Origin of the sequence: Mediterraneibacter sp. 210702-DFI.3.120 (assembly GCF_020561005.1) — a bacterium.
GTDB classification, from domain to species: domain Bacteria; phylum Bacillota; class Clostridia; order Lachnospirales; family Lachnospiraceae; genus Mediterraneibacter; species Mediterraneibacter faecis.
Map to the genome: position 1 here is coordinate 16,785 of NZ_JAJCNG010000024.1, position 15,836 is coordinate 32,620.

Sequence of the window (15,836 nt, forward strand, 5' to 3'; positions counted from 1 at the left end):
TGGCATACTTGAGACAGCGCATTATTATACAATGGAAAGGTGAGCTGAAATGACAGTTGCAGAGATGATAAAAAAAACTCGGACTGAAGCAAACATGACTCAAGGAGAATATGGAGCAAAATTTGGTGTTTCAAGACAGACAGTTTCCAGTTGGGAAAATGGAAGAAGTCTGCCAGATCTTCAAATGTTGATTGATATCTGTAACACCTATCATGTTTCTTTGGATAAGCTATTAAACGAGGATAAAGAGTTTGTTGAGAAAATAGATTTTTACAATAAATATAAAAAGGCAATTCGATTAGTGGGCATGTGTCTGTTGGCTGGTTTGCTTATATTTGCAATTGTATTTATTAACTGGAAAATTACAGAAAGAAATATGAATCAAGCATTTGAAATGAATGCAGAGAAATTAGGATTCGTAAAAGGAGAACTTTACGAATTAGAAAAAGACAATGTTCGGTATCGACTGCCAAACCAAAAACTCCCGTTCTTAAAGAAGGACTTTCATGTAAAAAACAGTTATGCCGATTTTATGATTGAAGATATAGAGATTAGTATTTCTATTTATGATGGAGAGGATTTTGCTATTGAATTTAATCATTTTAGAAGTATAAAAGGTTGCTTTGATAAAGATAGCAATATCGAGATCATGGAAAATACTTTGAACGAGAAAGAGAACATTTTTTATACCGAAAATAATGAGATGATAGAGGATGTGTTAAAGCAGTTATTGGAAATTCATAAAAATGTATATCGGCGTTAGTAAGATGGCGAATATAAATAAGGAATAGTAGTTGTATTTAATTTGTCTGAAGTGGTTACTGTTTTTAATTATATACTGTTGCTTTTCTAAGCAAAACCGTTTATAATCTGAATCGGAACATATTGTTATTATCCACAGTTACGGAGCGAGTGTTATCAACACCGATAACAAACTGATAACATTAGCCCATATAGGCAGGATAATATGGATAAATCAAATAATTGAAAGAAAAGCGAACACGGCAACCAATAATCTCTAAACAAAATTGATTAGTAATTGTCGAGTTTGAATAATCCACACAATCATAAGAGCCCAGTATTTATACTGGTTGCAAACAAATTTGTTTAGTGATTGGCAACAAAATGGCAACATTTTGCGATTATTCAAAAGATAAAAATTTTATTTCATAACGTATATAAAGAAACCTTACTGATTTTCAGAAGTAAAAAACTGAATATCGGTAAGGTTTTTTCTTAATTTTCTTTTTTAGTCAATTCTTTTACGAGGTAATCACTCAGTTCCTGAGATGGTACCTTGGCACGTTTCTGGTAAGTATCCAGTTCCGGGTACTTATATCTCCATTCATCATATTTTTTCTTGCTGATTTCACCGTTTTCCAGTTTGTCAGCCTGTTTCATCCATGCACGAAGCATTTCATCGACAGATGAGCCGGGAGCAGATATGGAAGAGTCAAGGCAGAGATGAGGTTGTCCATCTACATTTTTTATCTTCAGACCATACATATCTTCCAGTGCAAATAGTGTATGCATCAGACCTATGTGAGTATCAATATCCGGTACTGTTAAAGCATGAGTATTGACATCAAAGATCTGGGACATTTGTTTTACAAGATCAATCTTAGGAACTCTGGCTTCAGATTCATACTGAGCCATGCGGACATCTGAGGTTTTTCCTTTGAATCCCAGTTGTTCTCCGAGTTGCTTTTGTGTCATGCCTTTGCGGTTGCGAAAAAATTTGATACGTTGTCCGATTGCCATTTTTGTTTGCCTCCTTATAGTGTCATTTGTGTTGCCATAATTAATTGTGAAGAAAATAAAACAATTCTGTTTAGGTTCAGTATAGCATGAGCAATTTCGGATAGCAAGAAGAACTTAAACAAAATACGTTAAGATAGAAAAGGGGGATGCGATGTGACGAACAGAACTTTTATGACAGTAGAAGAAGTTGCAGCGGAACTGGGTGTTTCCAAGTCTTATGCTTATAAGATTGTCAAACAGCTAAATGAAGAATTACAGAAGCTGGGTTATCTTACGGTAGCTGGCAGAGTAAACACCAATTATTTCCGCAAAAAAGTATGTTACAGCGAAGTGTAAGAGAAAGAGAGGAGAATTTGTATGAGTATTTACAAAGATAATGTCACTGGGAAGTGGCGAGTGGTTTATCGGTATACCGACTGGACAGGGGAAACGAAACAGACTTCAAAACGAGGATTTCCTACGAAGCGAGAAGCGCAGATGTGGAAACACGAACAAATGTTAAAGCATGATGCAAAACTGGATATGACTTTCGCAAGTTTTTATGAAATCTATGTAGAAGATAAAAAGGAACGAATCCGGGATAACACATGGGGAACTAAGAATAATATTGCCAGAACAAAAATTCTTCCATACTTTGGGGAGAGAAAGATTGCAGAAATTGAACCAAAAGATGTGATTGCATGGCAGAATCATTTGCTTGCATTTAAGAGAGCGAATGGAAAAGGGTATTCTGCTTCATATCTGCGGAAAATCCACAGCCAGTTAAGTGCCATTTTCAATCATGCAGTTGATTTTTATCATTTGCCTTCTAATCCGGCACAGAAAGCTGGAAATATAGCAATAGAGGAATATAAGGAAATGTTGTTCTGGACGAAAGAAGAGTATTTGAAATTTGCAGATGTGATGATGGATAAACCAGTTTCTTACTACGCTTTTGAAATGCTTTACTGGTGTGGTATCCGTGAAGGAGAGTTGCTTGCCCTGACACCAGCGGATTTTGACTTTACAACGCATACACTACGAATTAACAAATCATATCAAAGATTAAACCGGGAAGATGTGATTACCCCACCAAAGACATTTAAAAGTAACAGATTTATCAAGATGCCACAATTTATATGTGATGAGATGCAGGATTATCTGAAAATGCTGTATGAGCCGAAAGAGGACGAACGGATTTTCACAATTTCCAAATCTTATCTGCATCATGAAATGAACAGAGGATCGAAAGTGTCTGGGGTGAAGCGAATCCGCGTGCATGATTTGAGACATTCCCACGTGTCGTTGTTAATCAATATGGGATTTACGGTATTGGCAATTGCAGACCGAATGGGACATGAGAGCATTGATATCACTTATCGATATGCACATCTGTTTCCAAGTGAGCAGACACAGATGGCAGAACAACTGGATATTGAAAGGATGGAAAAATCAAATGGAGAAAAATCTGGACAGTAAAGGAAGATGGAGAAACAAAATCGTAGCATTTCGGGTATCACCGGAAGAAGCAGAGCAGATTGATGCATGTGTCCGATTGTCAGGACTTAGCAAGCAGGACTATATCACAAAACGATTAACTGATCGGGAAATTGTGGTACAGGGAAATCCAAGAGTGTATAAAGCATTAAGAAATCAGATGGCAGAGATTTATGAAGAATTAAAACGTCTGGAAAAATGCGGTGAGGAAAACGAAGAGTTGCTGAGTACCCTGAGATTGGTTGCAGAGACATTGTATGGATTGAAAGGGGAAAATGAATGACAGTAAAAGAAAAAATGACTGCTCCGATTGCATCTGTTGGCGCAGATGTGGAACAGCCATCAAGTAATAAATTAACCAACCAAAGTATAGCAGATTTGCCCGGTAAGGGCAATCTGCAAGCCACAAATAATGCGGAAAATACAGCAAAATCAGCAAATAAAAAGAATCCAGATGATCTGGAAACAGTTTCTATGATGGAATTATACGATACCGCATATCCACCAAAACTACCAATTGTAGATGGACTTCTGTATAACGGAACTTACCTGTTTGTCGGTTCGCCGAAAATTGGAAAATCATTCTTTATGGCACAGATTGGATATCACATCAGTAAGGGACTTCCATTGTGGGACTTTTCGGTCAGACAGGGAACGGTTCTCTATCTGGCACTGGAAGATGATTATGCAAGGTTGCAAAAGCGGTTATTACAGATGTTTGGAATGGAGGGCAGTGAGAATTTCTATTTCGCTACAAAATCTAAATCGCTCAATGACGGACTGGAAAAACAGCTTGTAACGTTTGTAACAGAGCATAAAGATGCAAGATTGATTATCATTGATACTCTTCAGAAGGTTCGAGAGGTCGGTGGAGATAAATTCAGTTATGCCAGCGATTACGAGATTGTAACGAAGCTGAAAGCATTCAGTGATAAATATGGCATCTGTTTTCTGGTTGTGCATCATACAAGGAAAATGGAATCTTCAGATAGTTTTGATATGATTTCCGGCACGAATGGATTGCTGGGAGCTGCGGATGGAGCATTTGTGATGCAGAAAGAAAAGCGTACAGATAATAAAGCAGTTCTGGAAGTGGCAGGGCGTGACCAGCAGGATCAAAAACTATGGTTGAACTTTAACCGGGAGAGATGTGTCTGGGAACTTACCAAGACAGAAACAGAACTTTGGAAAGAACCAGAAGATCCAGTGTTGGAAAAAATCAAAGAGCTTGTAACAGAAACTACGCCAGAGTGGGCAGGAACAGCGACAGAGCTTGTGGAAGTATTGCAGGTGGAAATGCAGCCGAACGCATTATCACGAAAATTAAATGTCAGCCTGGAGCGATTGATTCTGGAATATGGAATCCAGTATAAAACGGAACGAGGACATGATGGAAGAAAGATCAGATTAACTTTTGTCGGAAAACAAGCGTGACGATATGTGACGGTTGTGACGGTATTTTATATAGTGTGTCGGTAGTGAAAATATCGTCACTATCGTCACGACCGTCACGGAAAGGAGAAACATGGAAAGAAAATCACAGGTACAGATACCAAAAGATTTATTACTGGCATTGTTCCAGTATCATCTTGCCGGGAACGAGGAATATTTGCCGGAGATAGAAAAAGCATTGATGGAAAAATTAGACAGTATGGTAAAACGTCAGTTATATACAATATTCAAAACAGCACCAACCGAGGAAGAACGGGAAGAGGCAAGACAAGAGTACTTGGATAAGTGTGGAATGCATGAGGACTTTCGTTGGTAAGGATTCTGCTTGATGACCTTATGACAGGAGCGTGCCACGCACCTATAGATAGCAGACAAAGAGAAGGTCTGTAAGGTGTAGCCGGTAGTTAATTGGCGAAGAAAAAACTTTTCAAAAGGGGGCCCTGATTCAGGGCGTCCCTGCGGAAATGATAAATGAAGGGAGAATGACACCATGAGAGAAGGAAGATTAGGTTACAACAGTTATAACAAAAGATATGGATTATTGTCATCAGACTTATGGATTGATTCAGGATTTCATTGCGGAGAATGTCTGGAAGTTCTAGTTGATGATCAGTGGGTAAAGACACGAATGGAAATGAATCTGGCGAGAGAATGGTATTTGGTTGGAACACCGTATTGCGGAGATCTGGAGTATGTACGGGCAAGGATACCGGAATAAAGCAGACAGAAAGAGAAATAGTCGATTGGTTGTTAGTGATAAAAAATAAGCCCGGACACGGGCAGAAAAAGAGGGCGGATACGCCCAAATTAAAAAGCTAAAACCAAACTATAGCAGAGGTATGAAGCATCTCACAAAGCCCTCGGCGTTTGAGAGCGAAATATACCCATCGCACAAACTTTGTTTATGCTCTGTGTATTTCGCCCTTGCAGGGGGCTATTATAGCCGGAAACGGCAGTAAGTTCGTAAACGGATGCCAATGCATCCACTCACAAATAATATGGTAGAATTTACTTTGCCGGAGACAAGGAGGGAGTGCCTATCGCAAGAAATTCATTTATTCAATTGACGAAATTAAGCAACGTAAAAGGTCGGATCACTTATATATCCAGTTATGCAAAACAGGAAAATCTTTATGCGGTTTATGAAACTACAGAACGGAAATTTTGGAGAGAACTTGCAAAGTGTAATCAGGAAGAATTTGTAAAAAGTGGAGCAGAAGGAAAATGTATTGAAGCACGAGAACTGATCATTGCTTTACCAGAGAGTTTTACAGAGTATCAGCCGGACAGATTGTTACAGCTTTTTACAAATCATTTTAAGCAGAATTATGGAACAGAGTGTATTGCTGCTTTGCATCACAATAAAAGAAAGACTAATTATCATATTCATCTGATATTTGCAGAACGGAAGCTATTAGATGAACCAATCATTAAGATTGCCAGCAGAAATATGTTTTATGATGAAAATGGAAAACATGTCCGAACCAAGAAAGAGATATTAGGAGAAGATGGCGAGATCCGAGAAGGCTGCAGTATTGTGAAGAAAGGAGAAGTCTATGAGAAGAAGCTGTTTACTGCGAAAGATGAACGATTTAAGAGTAATTCATTTCTGGATGAAGTAAAGCATTCTTATACAGACTTAATCAATATTTATGTGCAGGACGAGAGCCAGAAGTTGCAGGTATTTGAGCGTGGCAGTGTGTATCTTGCAACAAAGAAAATTGGAAAAAATAATCCGAAAGCACAGGAAATAGAAGAGGATAACCAAAAACGCCGGGAATGGAACAGAGCTGTTGATATGGCATTGATTAGTGGAGTGCCGGAACCGAAGATAATGGAAGTGAAGCGGAAAGAAATCACGGAGCCAATCAGGAAATCAATTGCCCGGCGTGGAAACAGACCACGATTATTTTCCAGAGTTGTAACAGTGGCGGTCGAGGCATTGGAGTTTTTGATAGCAAGTGTGCTGTTTAAGAAACCCAGGGAAGTGTTGGAGCAGACAAGTGTGGCACAGGCAGGGCGAACGAAAGCCGAACACCAAGAGCATATTGCTGAAAATAGTATGGCAGCAGTCAAAGCAACAAAAGAAGAAAAGTCAGAACCGGAACAACCTAAAATGATAAGGCTTGCATCAAAGTATCCGAAACTATTTAAAGTGAATAAAGAACTAGAAGATCAAAACGGTGCAATTCAACAGAAACAAAAACAGCTTTCTGCAAAGAAGAAAGAACTGTCAGAGGTCACGGGATGGTTTAAAGGAAGAAAGAAAAAAGAATTGCAGAAAGAAATTGATGAACTGAAAAGCCAGATCAGAGATATGAAAGATTACCTTCCGAGGATTGTGCAGAAAATCGGATATAGAAGTGTACAGGAATTTTTAAAAGATTTTAAGGCTTCTCAAACTGAGTATAGCCAGTATCGAACTGCAATAGAAAAATGGAAGAAAGAAACAGGAAAAGAGCCAGTAGCGCATGGTATTAGGGCGAAGCTGGCAGAAAAGAAACAAGAAATACAGAGTGAACAGAAAAATAAACAGCATACCCGTAGTCAGAACAAAGATCGGGGAGCAAGGTAGGAGGACAATCATGGAGAAACATATTATGGGAGAAAATGGAATCAGTTATACTTTAGGAGAGGACGGTCTGTATTATCCAGACCTGTACCTCCTGGAAGAGACAGAGTATCCGATTGGAAAGTATGGAATGTTGAGAAAATCATACTTGAAAGAGCATCGGAAGGGATTATATCTGTAACTGATACTTGCTGGGAAGTTAAATGAGCATCTGCATCAGATTGATGAGGAGTGTAATCAGATGATGGACAGATTGGTGGAGCGGATGAAAGAAAGGCAAGGCGTGACGGAAGAACTGAAGATGCAGAATCAGATGGCAGGGGTTCGCAAAATGAATAATATCCGGGTTTGTGCGGAGGAGATTATATATAAGACTATTTTGTATAGATAGATTCGATTGAGCATTCTATGATATTTTATTGAATGCGTCAAAAGAAAGTGAGGTACGAAATGATAAACAAATATGGATATGTTCGAGTAAGCACAAAAGATCAGAATGAAGATCGACAATTGGAGGCGATGAAGCAATTAGAAATTTTAGAGAAAAATATTTATGTGGAAAAAATATCAGGAAAGGATTTTAACAGACCAGTATATCAAAAACTGGTAAAAAAATTGAGAGCAGATGATTTGCTTTATATAAAAAGTATTGATAGGTTGGGAAGAAACTACGAAGAGATTTTAGAACAATGGAGAATCCTTACAAAAGAAAAGAAAGTTGATATTGTTGTTTTGGATATGTCGTTATTAGATACCAGAAGAGGCAAAGATCTTATGGGGACATTTCTGAGTGATATTGTTTTACAGGTGTTATCTTTTGTAGCTGAAAATGAAAGAAGTAACATAAAACAGCGTCAAGCAGAAGGAATTGCTGTTGCCAAAGCCAAAGGTGTCCGTTTTGGGCGTCCACCGAAGCCATTACCAAAAGATTTCCACAAGATATATAAGAAATGGAAAGATGGAAAAATATCAGGTGTAGTTGCTGTAAATGCTTGCAATATGCCGATTTCTACGTTTTTATATAAAGCGAAATATTACGAGAATGCTGAAAAGTAAGAAAGAAGAGAGATTACAAAAAGGTGTACTTTTTTGTAAATTAGTATGCTTTGATATTTTATATATACACAAATCTATTATATCAAAAATGAATGTTTATTCAACCTTTAAAATAGAAATTTATTCCAAATACTAATAATAATCAGATATAAACCATCGGAACAAATTCATTCAAAAAAGTACACTTTTTAAAATGAAGAATATAGATAAAAGGGGCGAGATTAATGGAAATAACTAGTATTATTAAGTATGAGGGGGATAATAGTACATTTGTATGGAAACATCCGAAGGAAGATTTTGCAACATCATCTCAATTAATAGTTCATGAGTCGCAAGAAGCAGTTTTTTTCCTTAATGGACAGGCACTTGATTTATTCGGATCTGGACGTTATACATTGGAAACTGCTAATATACCTATTTTACAAAAGATTAAAAACATACCGACAGGTGGTGTTTCGCCCTTTCATTGTGAAGTATATTTTATCAATAAAGTCGAACAAATGGCAATTCGTTGGGGAACCGATAGTAAGGTACAATATATGGAACCGACATATGGATTTCCACTTGCTATTGGGGCTAATGGTGAAATGAGTCTTAGAGTGGCAGATTCTAAGAAAATGCTTGTAAAATTGGTTGGAACAGAGCGGGATTTATCTCGAGAAAAATTAGTTTCATATATCCGAGCATTTTTAATGACGAAGGTAAAAACATATATTGCTCAAACTATGAAGAAAGCAGCAATAAGTATCTTTGAAATTGATGAACATTTGATTGAATTTTCAAATATGTTAAGGGAAAAATTAGTTCCTGATTTTGAAGATTATGGAATATCTTTAGAACGTTTTTTATTACAACAATAGTAAAACCTGATGGAAGTCAGCAATATGAGAAATTTAAAGAATTACACTTCCGTCAATATGCAGATATTGCAGAGGCAAAAATACAACAACAAGTCGGTGTTATTGAGCAGGAAACAGAATCTCGTAAAATGGTTATTGAATCACAAGGGATTGCACAAAAACGAACAATTGAGGGATATACGTATCAGCAAGAGCGCGGATTTGATGTTGCAGAAAAAATTGCTCAGAATGAAGGTGCAGGCAATTTTAGTAGTGCAGGAATTGGTTTGGGGATGATGGCCGGTATAGGAGGAACTGTAGGAAGTGCAGTGAATAAAACTTTTAATACTGCTATCGATGGGATGACTGAGCAACACGTGATGCAGACGATGTTTTGTGATAACTGTGGGGCAAAACTTACACCAGATATGGATTTTTGTGAAGAATGCGGAATGCAAGTAATAACCAAACCAAGTTGTTCTAAGTGTGGATATATATATGAACGTCCAGGAAAATTTTGCCCTAAATGCGGTATGAAGCGGGAGGGATAGTCTATGCGTAAGAACAAAGGTATTGGAATTGCAGTATGGATACTAGGATTAGTATTAGCAAATATTTTGCTGTTTTGCTTAGAGAAAGGTATGACGATTACGTTTTGGATAACGACGGTATTTGTATGGATTGCCTTTGTATCATCACTGTTTTTTCTGCTATTTGTATGGAAAAAATCAGATAGAGTAGAGGAGCATTTTTTACATATTCCGGCTATTACTGTTTCATATGTATACATAACGCTGCAAATCCCAGTGTGCATAATTTTTGCATTGGGGTCGAGGACTATTCCTTATAAAGTGGCAATAATCATTAATTTTGTTGTGTTTGTGGTTGCTTGGGGTGTTGCATTAAGCAGTTTTGTTGGAAATGATTATATCCGAAAAGTTAACAACAGACAAAAAGAACATCACACAGAATTATAATGAGGGGGAATTTGAAAATGAAACAATTAATATGCGAAATGTGTGGCAGTACAGATTTGATGAAGCAAGATGGAGTTTTTGTTTGCCAAACATGTGGCTGTAAATATTCAGTTGAAGAAGCTAGAAAGATGATGGTAGAAGGAACAGTTGATATACAAGGTACAGTTAAGGTGGACAATTCTACTTTTGTTCAGAAATATTTAAAAAATGCTCGTAGAGCAAGGGAAAAAGAGGATTGGGAAGAAACAGAAAAATATTATAATATGGTAGAGCAAAATGATCCGGATTGTATTGAAGCTATTTTTTATAGCTCATATGGGAAAGCTAAGGCATCTTTAGTAGATGGAGATATTTATAAACGACAAGCAGTATTTAATGTATTGAGAAATTGTATTTCTGTAATTGATGAACACTATCAATTGGGGCGAGTGGAGGAAAATAAGCAGGCTATACAGGCAATGTCAAAGGATTTAAGTTTGATGCTTTGTAGTAATTTTGTATTTACTGAGTGGAAAAATGGGTATGGTGTTGTTACAAAAACCAATAAACAGGAGACATATAATCTTTTTGCAACTCTTATTGCACAGTTTCAGGAATCAATATTAAATATAGCTAAAGTTGATGATCATCCATATCTCCATGAATCTTTGATTTTGTTATATGGTGTTGCAATCAAGACTGGAAATTACAATTCAGATACCTTGAAAAATATGATGAAAAGTGAACAGGAGAAACTAGAAAATTTACGAAAAGTGATAATAGAAAAATATTGGCGAGAACACCCAGAAGAAAAGGAAAGATTAGAATCTCAAAAAAAATATTTACAAGAACAGATTAGTAATCTTAATAATCGAATTGAAAATCTTGCTGAAAGTGTTCAAATTTCTTCTTTAGAAAATAAAGTTATTGATTTAAAAAAGGAAAAAGATTCTTTGGGATTATTTAAGGGAAAAGAGAAAAAAGCCTTACAGATGCAAATTGATAATTATGAAAAAGAAATTATAAAAATAAAAGAACAGAAAGAAAAAGTAGCACAACCTATTGTAATTCAAATAACCCCACTTGAAAGCAAAATTAAAGAAATAGATGAGGAACTTACAAAGGATAGATAGCCAATAGTAAGAATTGTTGAAAGAGAATCTTTAGTGGTAAAGGTTGGTGAAGGCTGCCACTAAAGATTCTCGAGTGATAATTAGCAGATAAATATGATATTGATAAAATAGAAAATAAAAGTAATTCAGACAAGAACATCGGAGAAATCCGGTGTTTTTTTGATGAAAGAAAGGATATTTGTAAAAAAATTGCTTTATATGTGTATAAGACATATAATTATTAAAAGGTATACATGTTACAATTATGTGAAATGACAATACAAAAAATGTATGATAAAATGGATATAGATATTGTTTGCCAATAAAGTAGGAGGCTAAAATGGATGAGATATTGTTAGAAAATGAAATTTCATTGGAAAATGAAGAAGAATTAAATAATTTAGAATATTCTGGAAGCGAAGAAAAACCTCTTTTTGCATCTGTAAGGGTTACTAAAAAAGATTTTTCTATATACGAGCTCTATAGAAAATATAAGAAACAACAATTAGTATTAGAAGTCGATTTTCAGAGGAATACAGTTTGGGGACCCAAACAAAAATGTGAATTAATTGAAAGTATTTTAATGGGATTACCATTACCTATATTCTATTTCAAACAACAAAATAATTCTACGTATGTAGTAGTTGATGGGAAGCAGCGACTGTCAACATTGTTTGAATTTTTGAATAATGGTTTTACATTGAAATCTTTGAAAATATTAAAATTTTTAAATGGAAAGAAGTTTAAAGATTTAACAGATGAATTAGGAATATATCAATCTCAATTAGAGGATTACCAAGTGTATTCGCATGTCATTCTGCCACCAACACCAGATAAAATATTATTTGATATATTTGATAGGGTTAATCGAGGTGGAACAAAATTAAACAAACAAGAGATTAGAAATGCATTGTATCATGGCAGGGGACTAAAAATGATAACTGCTGTGACTAAATCAGAAGAATTTGTGAAAGCTACACGTATTGAACATAAAAAAGATAGTAGAATGAAAGGTTCCTATTTGGTAACAAGATTTTTAGCATTTTATTTGTTGTTTAACGGTTTATTAGATAAAGATGGGAAACAATATGAATACACAGGTGATTTAGATGATTTGATTGAAGTTACTTTGACAAAATTGAATCAAACATTGTTTGAAGAATTAGAACAGATTGGGAAATTTACAATAAAATGCTTAGAAAGGGCAAATGATATTTTGGGGAAAGGTGCATTTCGGAAAGAAGTAAATGAATCAAAACCAATTAATATGAATATTTTTGAAACTACTTTATATTTTATGGCATTAATGCAGAAGAATAATGTCGTAGTACCACAGAAAGTGGTATATGAAGCGTTAAAAAGAACAATAAATAGCGATGAATTTTTAGATTATATTGGAAATAGTAGAGACAATGTTGTAAAAGTATATGGAAGATTTCAATTAATGGAAAAGGTATTTGAGGAGATAAAAAATGATTAATAAAATTCGTGTGTTGGCATTAAAATCTATTAAAGATTTGAATGTTGAATGTTCAAATCTAAATTTATTAGTAGGAACAAATTCATCAGGTAAATCAACACTTCTGCATGCTTTGTTATTATTGGCACAAAGAGGACTTAATGGGAAGTATATTTCTATAGGTGATTTTCGTGAAGTTAGAAATTATTATATGTCAAATTCCCCTATTAGAATAGAAATATTAGAAAAAGGAAAAAGAAAACCAGCATGGATAGAATTTGATGAAGATAAGGAAAATGAGACATATAATATTCATACCTCATTGGAGGAACTAACTGTTGCTGATGTTATGATGGATGAAGAACATGAAGATATAGAGCAATCTACTTTAATAATGGAAGAGTATGGTTTTCATTATTTATCATGTCATCGTATGGGGGCAAATGATATTTATGCCAAAAACATGTTAAATGAAAGTGATTTTGGAATAGATGGAGAATATGCTTTGGCGTATTTATTACAAAATGAAAGTAAAGCAGTGAGTGAGGACCTCGTTGTACAAGATGTAGATTGTACTAATAGTTTATTGGATCAAGTAAATTACTGGTTGAATTATATCGTGGGTACTACTTTATCTATTAAAGATTTAAAAAAAACAAATTATTTGCAGGTAAAATATAACAATAATCCAGCTAATATGGCTTCAGAGGCATTGTACTGTAGACCCGTAAATGTTGGTTCTGGAATTAGTTACTTGATAAGTGTGATAATTTCATGTTTAGGTGCAGAAGAAGGCTCGATTGTTATTATAGAAAATCCTGAAATTCATTTACATCCTAAGGCACAATCGAGATTATGTGAATTTTTATATTTTGTTAGTAAATCAAGACGTCAGTTATTTGTGGAAACTCATAGTGATCATATCTTTAATGGATTACGTGTGGGGATAGCGACAGGAAAGATGAAACAAGAAGATATTACCGTTAATTTTTTAGCGATGAACGAACAATATGAAACACAATGTAATCCTATTATTTTTAAAGAATATGGGAAAATTATAGGAACTAATGATGACATGGATATAAATGATTTATTTGATCAATTTGAAATTGATTTAGATAGAATGTTAGGATTATAGGAAATGGAGCCTACAAAAGAAAATGGATTATTATTTAAATGAATATTCACTAAGGGGTCAATTTGAAAGTGTGGAAGATTTTTTTGAGTCACTTAGGTCTTATACGTTTCCAGTTTTGAAGAAAGTGAACGAAAGAAAAGAAAATATTATTTGGAAAAAAGATACACTTTGGCAATCAGAGATATGTAAAGGAGTTTCATTAACTAAAATACCACAAAAGAAGAATGAAAGATCTGGAGAGCTGGCAAGGTTAAAAATACAATTAATAAAATTAACTTATGAACCTCCTTTTTATAGTAATGAAGGAGTATCAAATATAGAAATAAAAGAATATAAATTCGACACGGAGTATAGAGAGAAATTTGATACAAGAAATTGTTTTACCAATGCCATAGAAAATGAAGGAAGGGTAATATCTTTTCTACATCCTGCGTATGAATGTACGCAACTTCCTGTTAATGTTAATTTTGAAAATTCGGAGTATGAGTATTGTATAGAGAATATATATACTCCGGAGTGGTGGAATTGTGAACCGGAGATTAAAACATGGAGAACATGTCAAAAATATTTAATCGAAGTAAGAGCGAAAGAATTTGATTATCATCCACCGCATTTCCATGTAAGTAAAAATGAGTTTGCGGCAGTATTTAAGTTGAATAATGGCGAATTGTATAGGGAAGGCAAGAAAAAATGGACATTGCATATGATTAATGAAATAAAAGAGTGGTATGAAGAAAATAAGTGTGAGTTGCAGGAAACTTGGAACAATTTACATAATAGTTGATTTTAAGAGCAAGTTTTATTATAATATGTCCGTGGCAACACATTGGCAACAGAAAATCAGTAAGCCAGAATAATATGTGTAATTGAGATAAAATAAGGGCAGAAAAGGAATAGAAACTAAACAAATAAATTTAGTAACATCTTCGAATTTGCCGAGTTTGAGTAACGGACAGAACCCCGGAAATGCTGATAAAATGGGCATTTCCGGGGTTGTTTTATGTCCTTTGGCTCTAAAATGGCTCTAATTTTTTTAGAAATATTGAATTACACTTCTTGAATCTCAATAGCGTCAATGATAATAGCTTCTTCTTTCGTAGAGTGGTACTCAGGGTTACTTAACAGTGTATCACGTAAAGAGTCTTTTAACTTATCACAACAAGGCTTAAATGATAGATATGTAATACCACCGCCAATTACGCCTCCAACAACGGGAATCGCTTTTTTGAAGAAGCCTGCAAATACCTGTTTTGTCATATTAACGCCAAACCATTTTGAAACACTTTTTACAATTGGGTAGATTGTTCCCTTTGTAAGAGCGGCATTCATCAATTTCTTTTCCACGCCTTTTCCTAAGGCGGTTGCCATTGCTTTAAGGGCTGTATTTGTTCCCTGAACACCATACATGACTCCGAGGCAGATAATTAGCAAATTCATAGTTTCGGAATCAAATTTGTGCTCTTTTTCGGTTGTGTCGATTTCTGGAAAACCGTATAAGTACATAAGTTTCTGAGCAGCACGAAGCATATAGCCATAGTATTGAACTAAATCAGCGGGGATAGTGGCAACCATTGCAACACCGCCAGGTGCTCCCAGTGCAGCGGAAATTCCAGAAACGCAGTTTCGCTCAAATTTTATTACTTCATCTGCGATTTTGTCAATTTCACAAGTTGGTATCTGAGCGTAAGCTGGATTATGTGTAATAGCGGATTCAATTACTTCTGGAGGATAATTTTTCAATAGTTCTCGCTGCAAAAAATCTGCTCGATTAACTTTGATTCCGGGAGTTTGCAAACCGATAATGATAAAATCCTCAATGTCGATTTCTCCATTTCCATTCGTGTCAATGGTTTTCAGAATAGAATCTTTAGATTTTGTAAGGGCAGTTTTAGCTTTTTCTGTTGTAGAAGAAACTGCTGTTCCAGCATTTTTGACTGCTTGATTTAAGTTCTCTTTAAAGCTTTTTGTGTCTGTTGAATTATTATCTGTGTTCTTTTTCATCTCTCATTCCCTTT

General features: G+C 35.2%; 18 protein-coding genes and 1 pseudogene. 17 read left to right on the top strand and 2 right to left on the bottom strand.

All coding sequences use genetic code 11. The features are described from left to right. Positions 1-49: 49 nt before the first annotated feature. Positions 50-763, top strand: coding sequence for a helix-turn-helix domain-containing protein (locus tag LI162_RS12150; RefSeq protein WP_003864626.1), 714 nt, complete (start codon positions 50-52; stop codon positions 761-763). 473 nt (positions 764-1,236) lie between these two features. On the opposite strand, the gene LI162_RS12155 is transcribed toward LI162_RS12150, so the two are convergent. Continuing rightward, positions 1,237-1,761, bottom strand: coding sequence for a helix-turn-helix domain-containing protein (locus tag LI162_RS12155; protein WP_055158012.1), 525 nt, complete (start codon positions 1,759-1,761; stop codon positions 1,237-1,239). Between the two features lie 153 nt (positions 1,762-1,914). Here LI162_RS12155 and LI162_RS12160 point away from each other — a divergent pair, with 153 nt between their 5' ends. The 16 genes and pseudogenes from LI162_RS12160 (at position 1,915) to LI162_RS12235 (ending at position 14,605) form a co-directional block, all read left to right on the top strand. Further along, positions 1,915-2,097 carry a helix-turn-helix domain-containing protein gene (locus tag LI162_RS12160; RefSeq protein ID WP_055155747.1) on the top strand — a complete coding sequence of 61 codons (183 nt, stop codon included), beginning with the start codon at positions 1,915-1,917 and terminating at the stop codon, positions 2,095-2,097. A 21-nt stretch (positions 2,098-2,118) separates the two neighbouring features. Further along, positions 2,119-3,219 carry a site-specific integrase gene (locus LI162_RS12165; RefSeq protein WP_227156733.1) on the top strand — a complete coding sequence of 367 codons (1,101 nt, stop codon included), beginning with the start codon at positions 2,119-2,121 and terminating at the stop codon, positions 3,217-3,219. After that, positions 3,197-3,520, top strand: coding sequence for a plasmid mobilization protein (locus LI162_RS12170; protein ID WP_155205070.1), 324 nt, complete (start codon positions 3,197-3,199; stop codon positions 3,518-3,520). Before LI162_RS12165 ends, LI162_RS12170 begins: the two co-directional genes overlap by 23 nt. Beyond that, a complete protein-coding gene (locus LI162_RS12175) occupies positions 3,517-4,671 on the top strand; it encodes an AAA family ATPase (RefSeq protein ID WP_155205072.1) in 1,155 nt (384 codons plus the stop codon). The genes LI162_RS12170 and LI162_RS12175 overlap by 4 nt, the downstream gene beginning before the upstream one ends. Positions 4,672-4,762: 91 nt before the next feature. Next, positions 4,763-5,005: a complexin-2 gene (locus tag LI162_RS12180; RefSeq protein WP_155205074.1), complete on the top strand. Its 243-nt coding sequence runs from the start codon at positions 4,763-4,765 to the stop codon at positions 5,003-5,005. Between the two features lie 174 nt (positions 5,006-5,179). Further along, the gene (locus LI162_RS12185) at positions 5,180-5,407 is read left to right on the top strand and encodes a DUF5348 domain-containing protein (RefSeq protein WP_155205076.1); all 228 of its coding nucleotides are present in this window, start codon (positions 5,180-5,182) and stop codon (positions 5,405-5,407) included. Between the two features lie 321 nt (positions 5,408-5,728). Continuing rightward, positions 5,729-7,264: a coiled-coil domain-containing protein gene (locus LI162_RS12190; RefSeq protein ID WP_442919962.1), complete on the top strand. Its 1,536-nt coding sequence runs from the start codon at positions 5,729-5,731 to the stop codon at positions 7,262-7,264. Between the two features lie 10 nt (positions 7,265-7,274). Beyond that, a pseudogene (locus LI162_RS12195) lies at positions 7,275-7,652 on the top strand (TnpV protein). 59 nt (positions 7,653-7,711) lie between these two features. Beyond that, positions 7,712-8,317, top strand: coding sequence for a recombinase family protein (locus LI162_RS12200; RefSeq protein WP_227156737.1), 606 nt, complete (start codon positions 7,712-7,714; stop codon positions 8,315-8,317). A 224-nt stretch (positions 8,318-8,541) separates the two neighbouring features. Beyond that, the gene (locus LI162_RS12205) at positions 8,542-9,177 is read left to right on the top strand and encodes an SPFH domain-containing protein (RefSeq protein WP_227156738.1); all 636 of its coding nucleotides are present in this window, start codon (positions 8,542-8,544) and stop codon (positions 9,175-9,177) included. 128 nt (positions 9,178-9,305) lie between these two features. After that, complete coding sequence (locus LI162_RS12210) at positions 9,306-9,707, top strand: zinc ribbon domain-containing protein (RefSeq protein ID WP_227156739.1); 402 nt, start codon at positions 9,306-9,308, stop codon at positions 9,705-9,707. Positions 9,708-9,710: 3 nt separating this feature from the next. After that, the gene (locus LI162_RS12215; protein ID WP_155205078.1) at positions 9,711-10,133 is read left to right on the top strand and encodes a hypothetical protein; all 423 of its coding nucleotides are present in this window, start codon (positions 9,711-9,713) and stop codon (positions 10,131-10,133) included. 17 nt (positions 10,134-10,150) lie between these two features. Further along, the gene (locus tag LI162_RS12220) at positions 10,151-11,245 is read left to right on the top strand and encodes a hypothetical protein (RefSeq protein ID WP_227156740.1); all 1,095 of its coding nucleotides are present in this window, start codon (positions 10,151-10,153) and stop codon (positions 11,243-11,245) included. Between the two features lie 319 nt (positions 11,246-11,564). Then, positions 11,565-12,704 (top strand): DUF262 domain-containing protein, encoded by a 1,140-nt coding sequence (locus tag LI162_RS12225; protein WP_155205082.1) that lies wholly within the window; start codon positions 11,565-11,567, stop codon positions 12,702-12,704. Continuing rightward, positions 12,697-13,821, top strand: a complete 1,125-nt coding sequence (locus LI162_RS12230) for an AAA family ATPase (protein WP_155205084.1) — start codon at positions 12,697-12,699, stop codon at positions 13,819-13,821. The genes LI162_RS12225 and LI162_RS12230 overlap by 8 nt, the downstream gene beginning before the upstream one ends. Positions 13,822-13,843: 22 nt before the next feature. Beyond that, positions 13,844-14,605: a DUF4160 domain-containing protein gene (locus LI162_RS12235; RefSeq protein ID WP_155205086.1), complete on the top strand. Its 762-nt coding sequence runs from the start codon at positions 13,844-13,846 to the stop codon at positions 14,603-14,605. Between the two features lie 263 nt (positions 14,606-14,868). On the opposite strand, the gene LI162_RS12240 is transcribed toward LI162_RS12235, so the two are convergent. After that, positions 14,869-15,822 (bottom strand): EcsC family protein, encoded by a 954-nt coding sequence (locus LI162_RS12240; protein WP_227156741.1) that lies wholly within the window; start codon positions 15,820-15,822, stop codon positions 14,869-14,871. Positions 15,823-15,836 lie beyond the last annotated feature (14 nt).

Coding starts and splice junctions, on each gene's coding strand:
- LI162_RS12150 (WP_003864626.1), top strand. CDS start 50: ATGACAGTTGCAGAGATGATAAAAAAAACTCGGACTGAAGCAAACATG.
- LI162_RS12155 (WP_055158012.1), bottom strand. CDS start 1,761: ATGGCAATCGGACAACGTATCAAATTTTTTCGCAACCGCAAAGGCATG.
- LI162_RS12165 (WP_227156733.1), top strand. CDS start 2,119: ATGAGTATTTACAAAGATAATGTCACTGGGAAGTGGCGAGTGGTTTAT.
- LI162_RS12170 (WP_155205070.1), top strand. CDS start 3,197: ATGGAGAAAAATCTGGACAGTAAAGGAAGATGGAGAAACAAAATCGTA.
- LI162_RS12175 (WP_155205072.1), top strand. CDS start 3,517: ATGACAGTAAAAGAAAAAATGACTGCTCCGATTGCATCTGTTGGCGCA.
- LI162_RS12180 (WP_155205074.1), top strand. CDS start 4,763: ATGGAAAGAAAATCACAGGTACAGATACCAAAAGATTTATTACTGGCA.
- LI162_RS12185 (WP_155205076.1), top strand. CDS start 5,180: ATGAGAGAAGGAAGATTAGGTTACAACAGTTATAACAAAAGATATGGA.
- LI162_RS12200 (WP_227156737.1), top strand. CDS start 7,712: ATGATAAACAAATATGGATATGTTCGAGTAAGCACAAAAGATCAGAAT.
- LI162_RS12205 (WP_227156738.1), top strand. CDS start 8,542: ATGGAAATAACTAGTATTATTAAGTATGAGGGGGATAATAGTACATTT.
- LI162_RS12210 (WP_227156739.1), top strand. CDS start 9,306: ATGGTTATTGAATCACAAGGGATTGCACAAAAACGAACAATTGAGGGA.
- LI162_RS12215 (WP_155205078.1), top strand. CDS start 9,711: ATGCGTAAGAACAAAGGTATTGGAATTGCAGTATGGATACTAGGATTA.
- LI162_RS12220 (WP_227156740.1), top strand. CDS start 10,151: ATGAAACAATTAATATGCGAAATGTGTGGCAGTACAGATTTGATGAAG.
- LI162_RS12225 (WP_155205082.1), top strand. CDS start 11,565: ATGGATGAGATATTGTTAGAAAATGAAATTTCATTGGAAAATGAAGAA.
- LI162_RS12230 (WP_155205084.1), top strand. CDS start 12,697: ATGATTAATAAAATTCGTGTGTTGGCATTAAAATCTATTAAAGATTTG.
- LI162_RS12235 (WP_155205086.1), top strand. CDS start 13,844: ATGGATTATTATTTAAATGAATATTCACTAAGGGGTCAATTTGAAAGT.
- LI162_RS12240 (WP_227156741.1), bottom strand. CDS start 15,822: ATGAAAAAGAACACAGATAATAATTCAACAGACACAAAAAGCTTTAAA.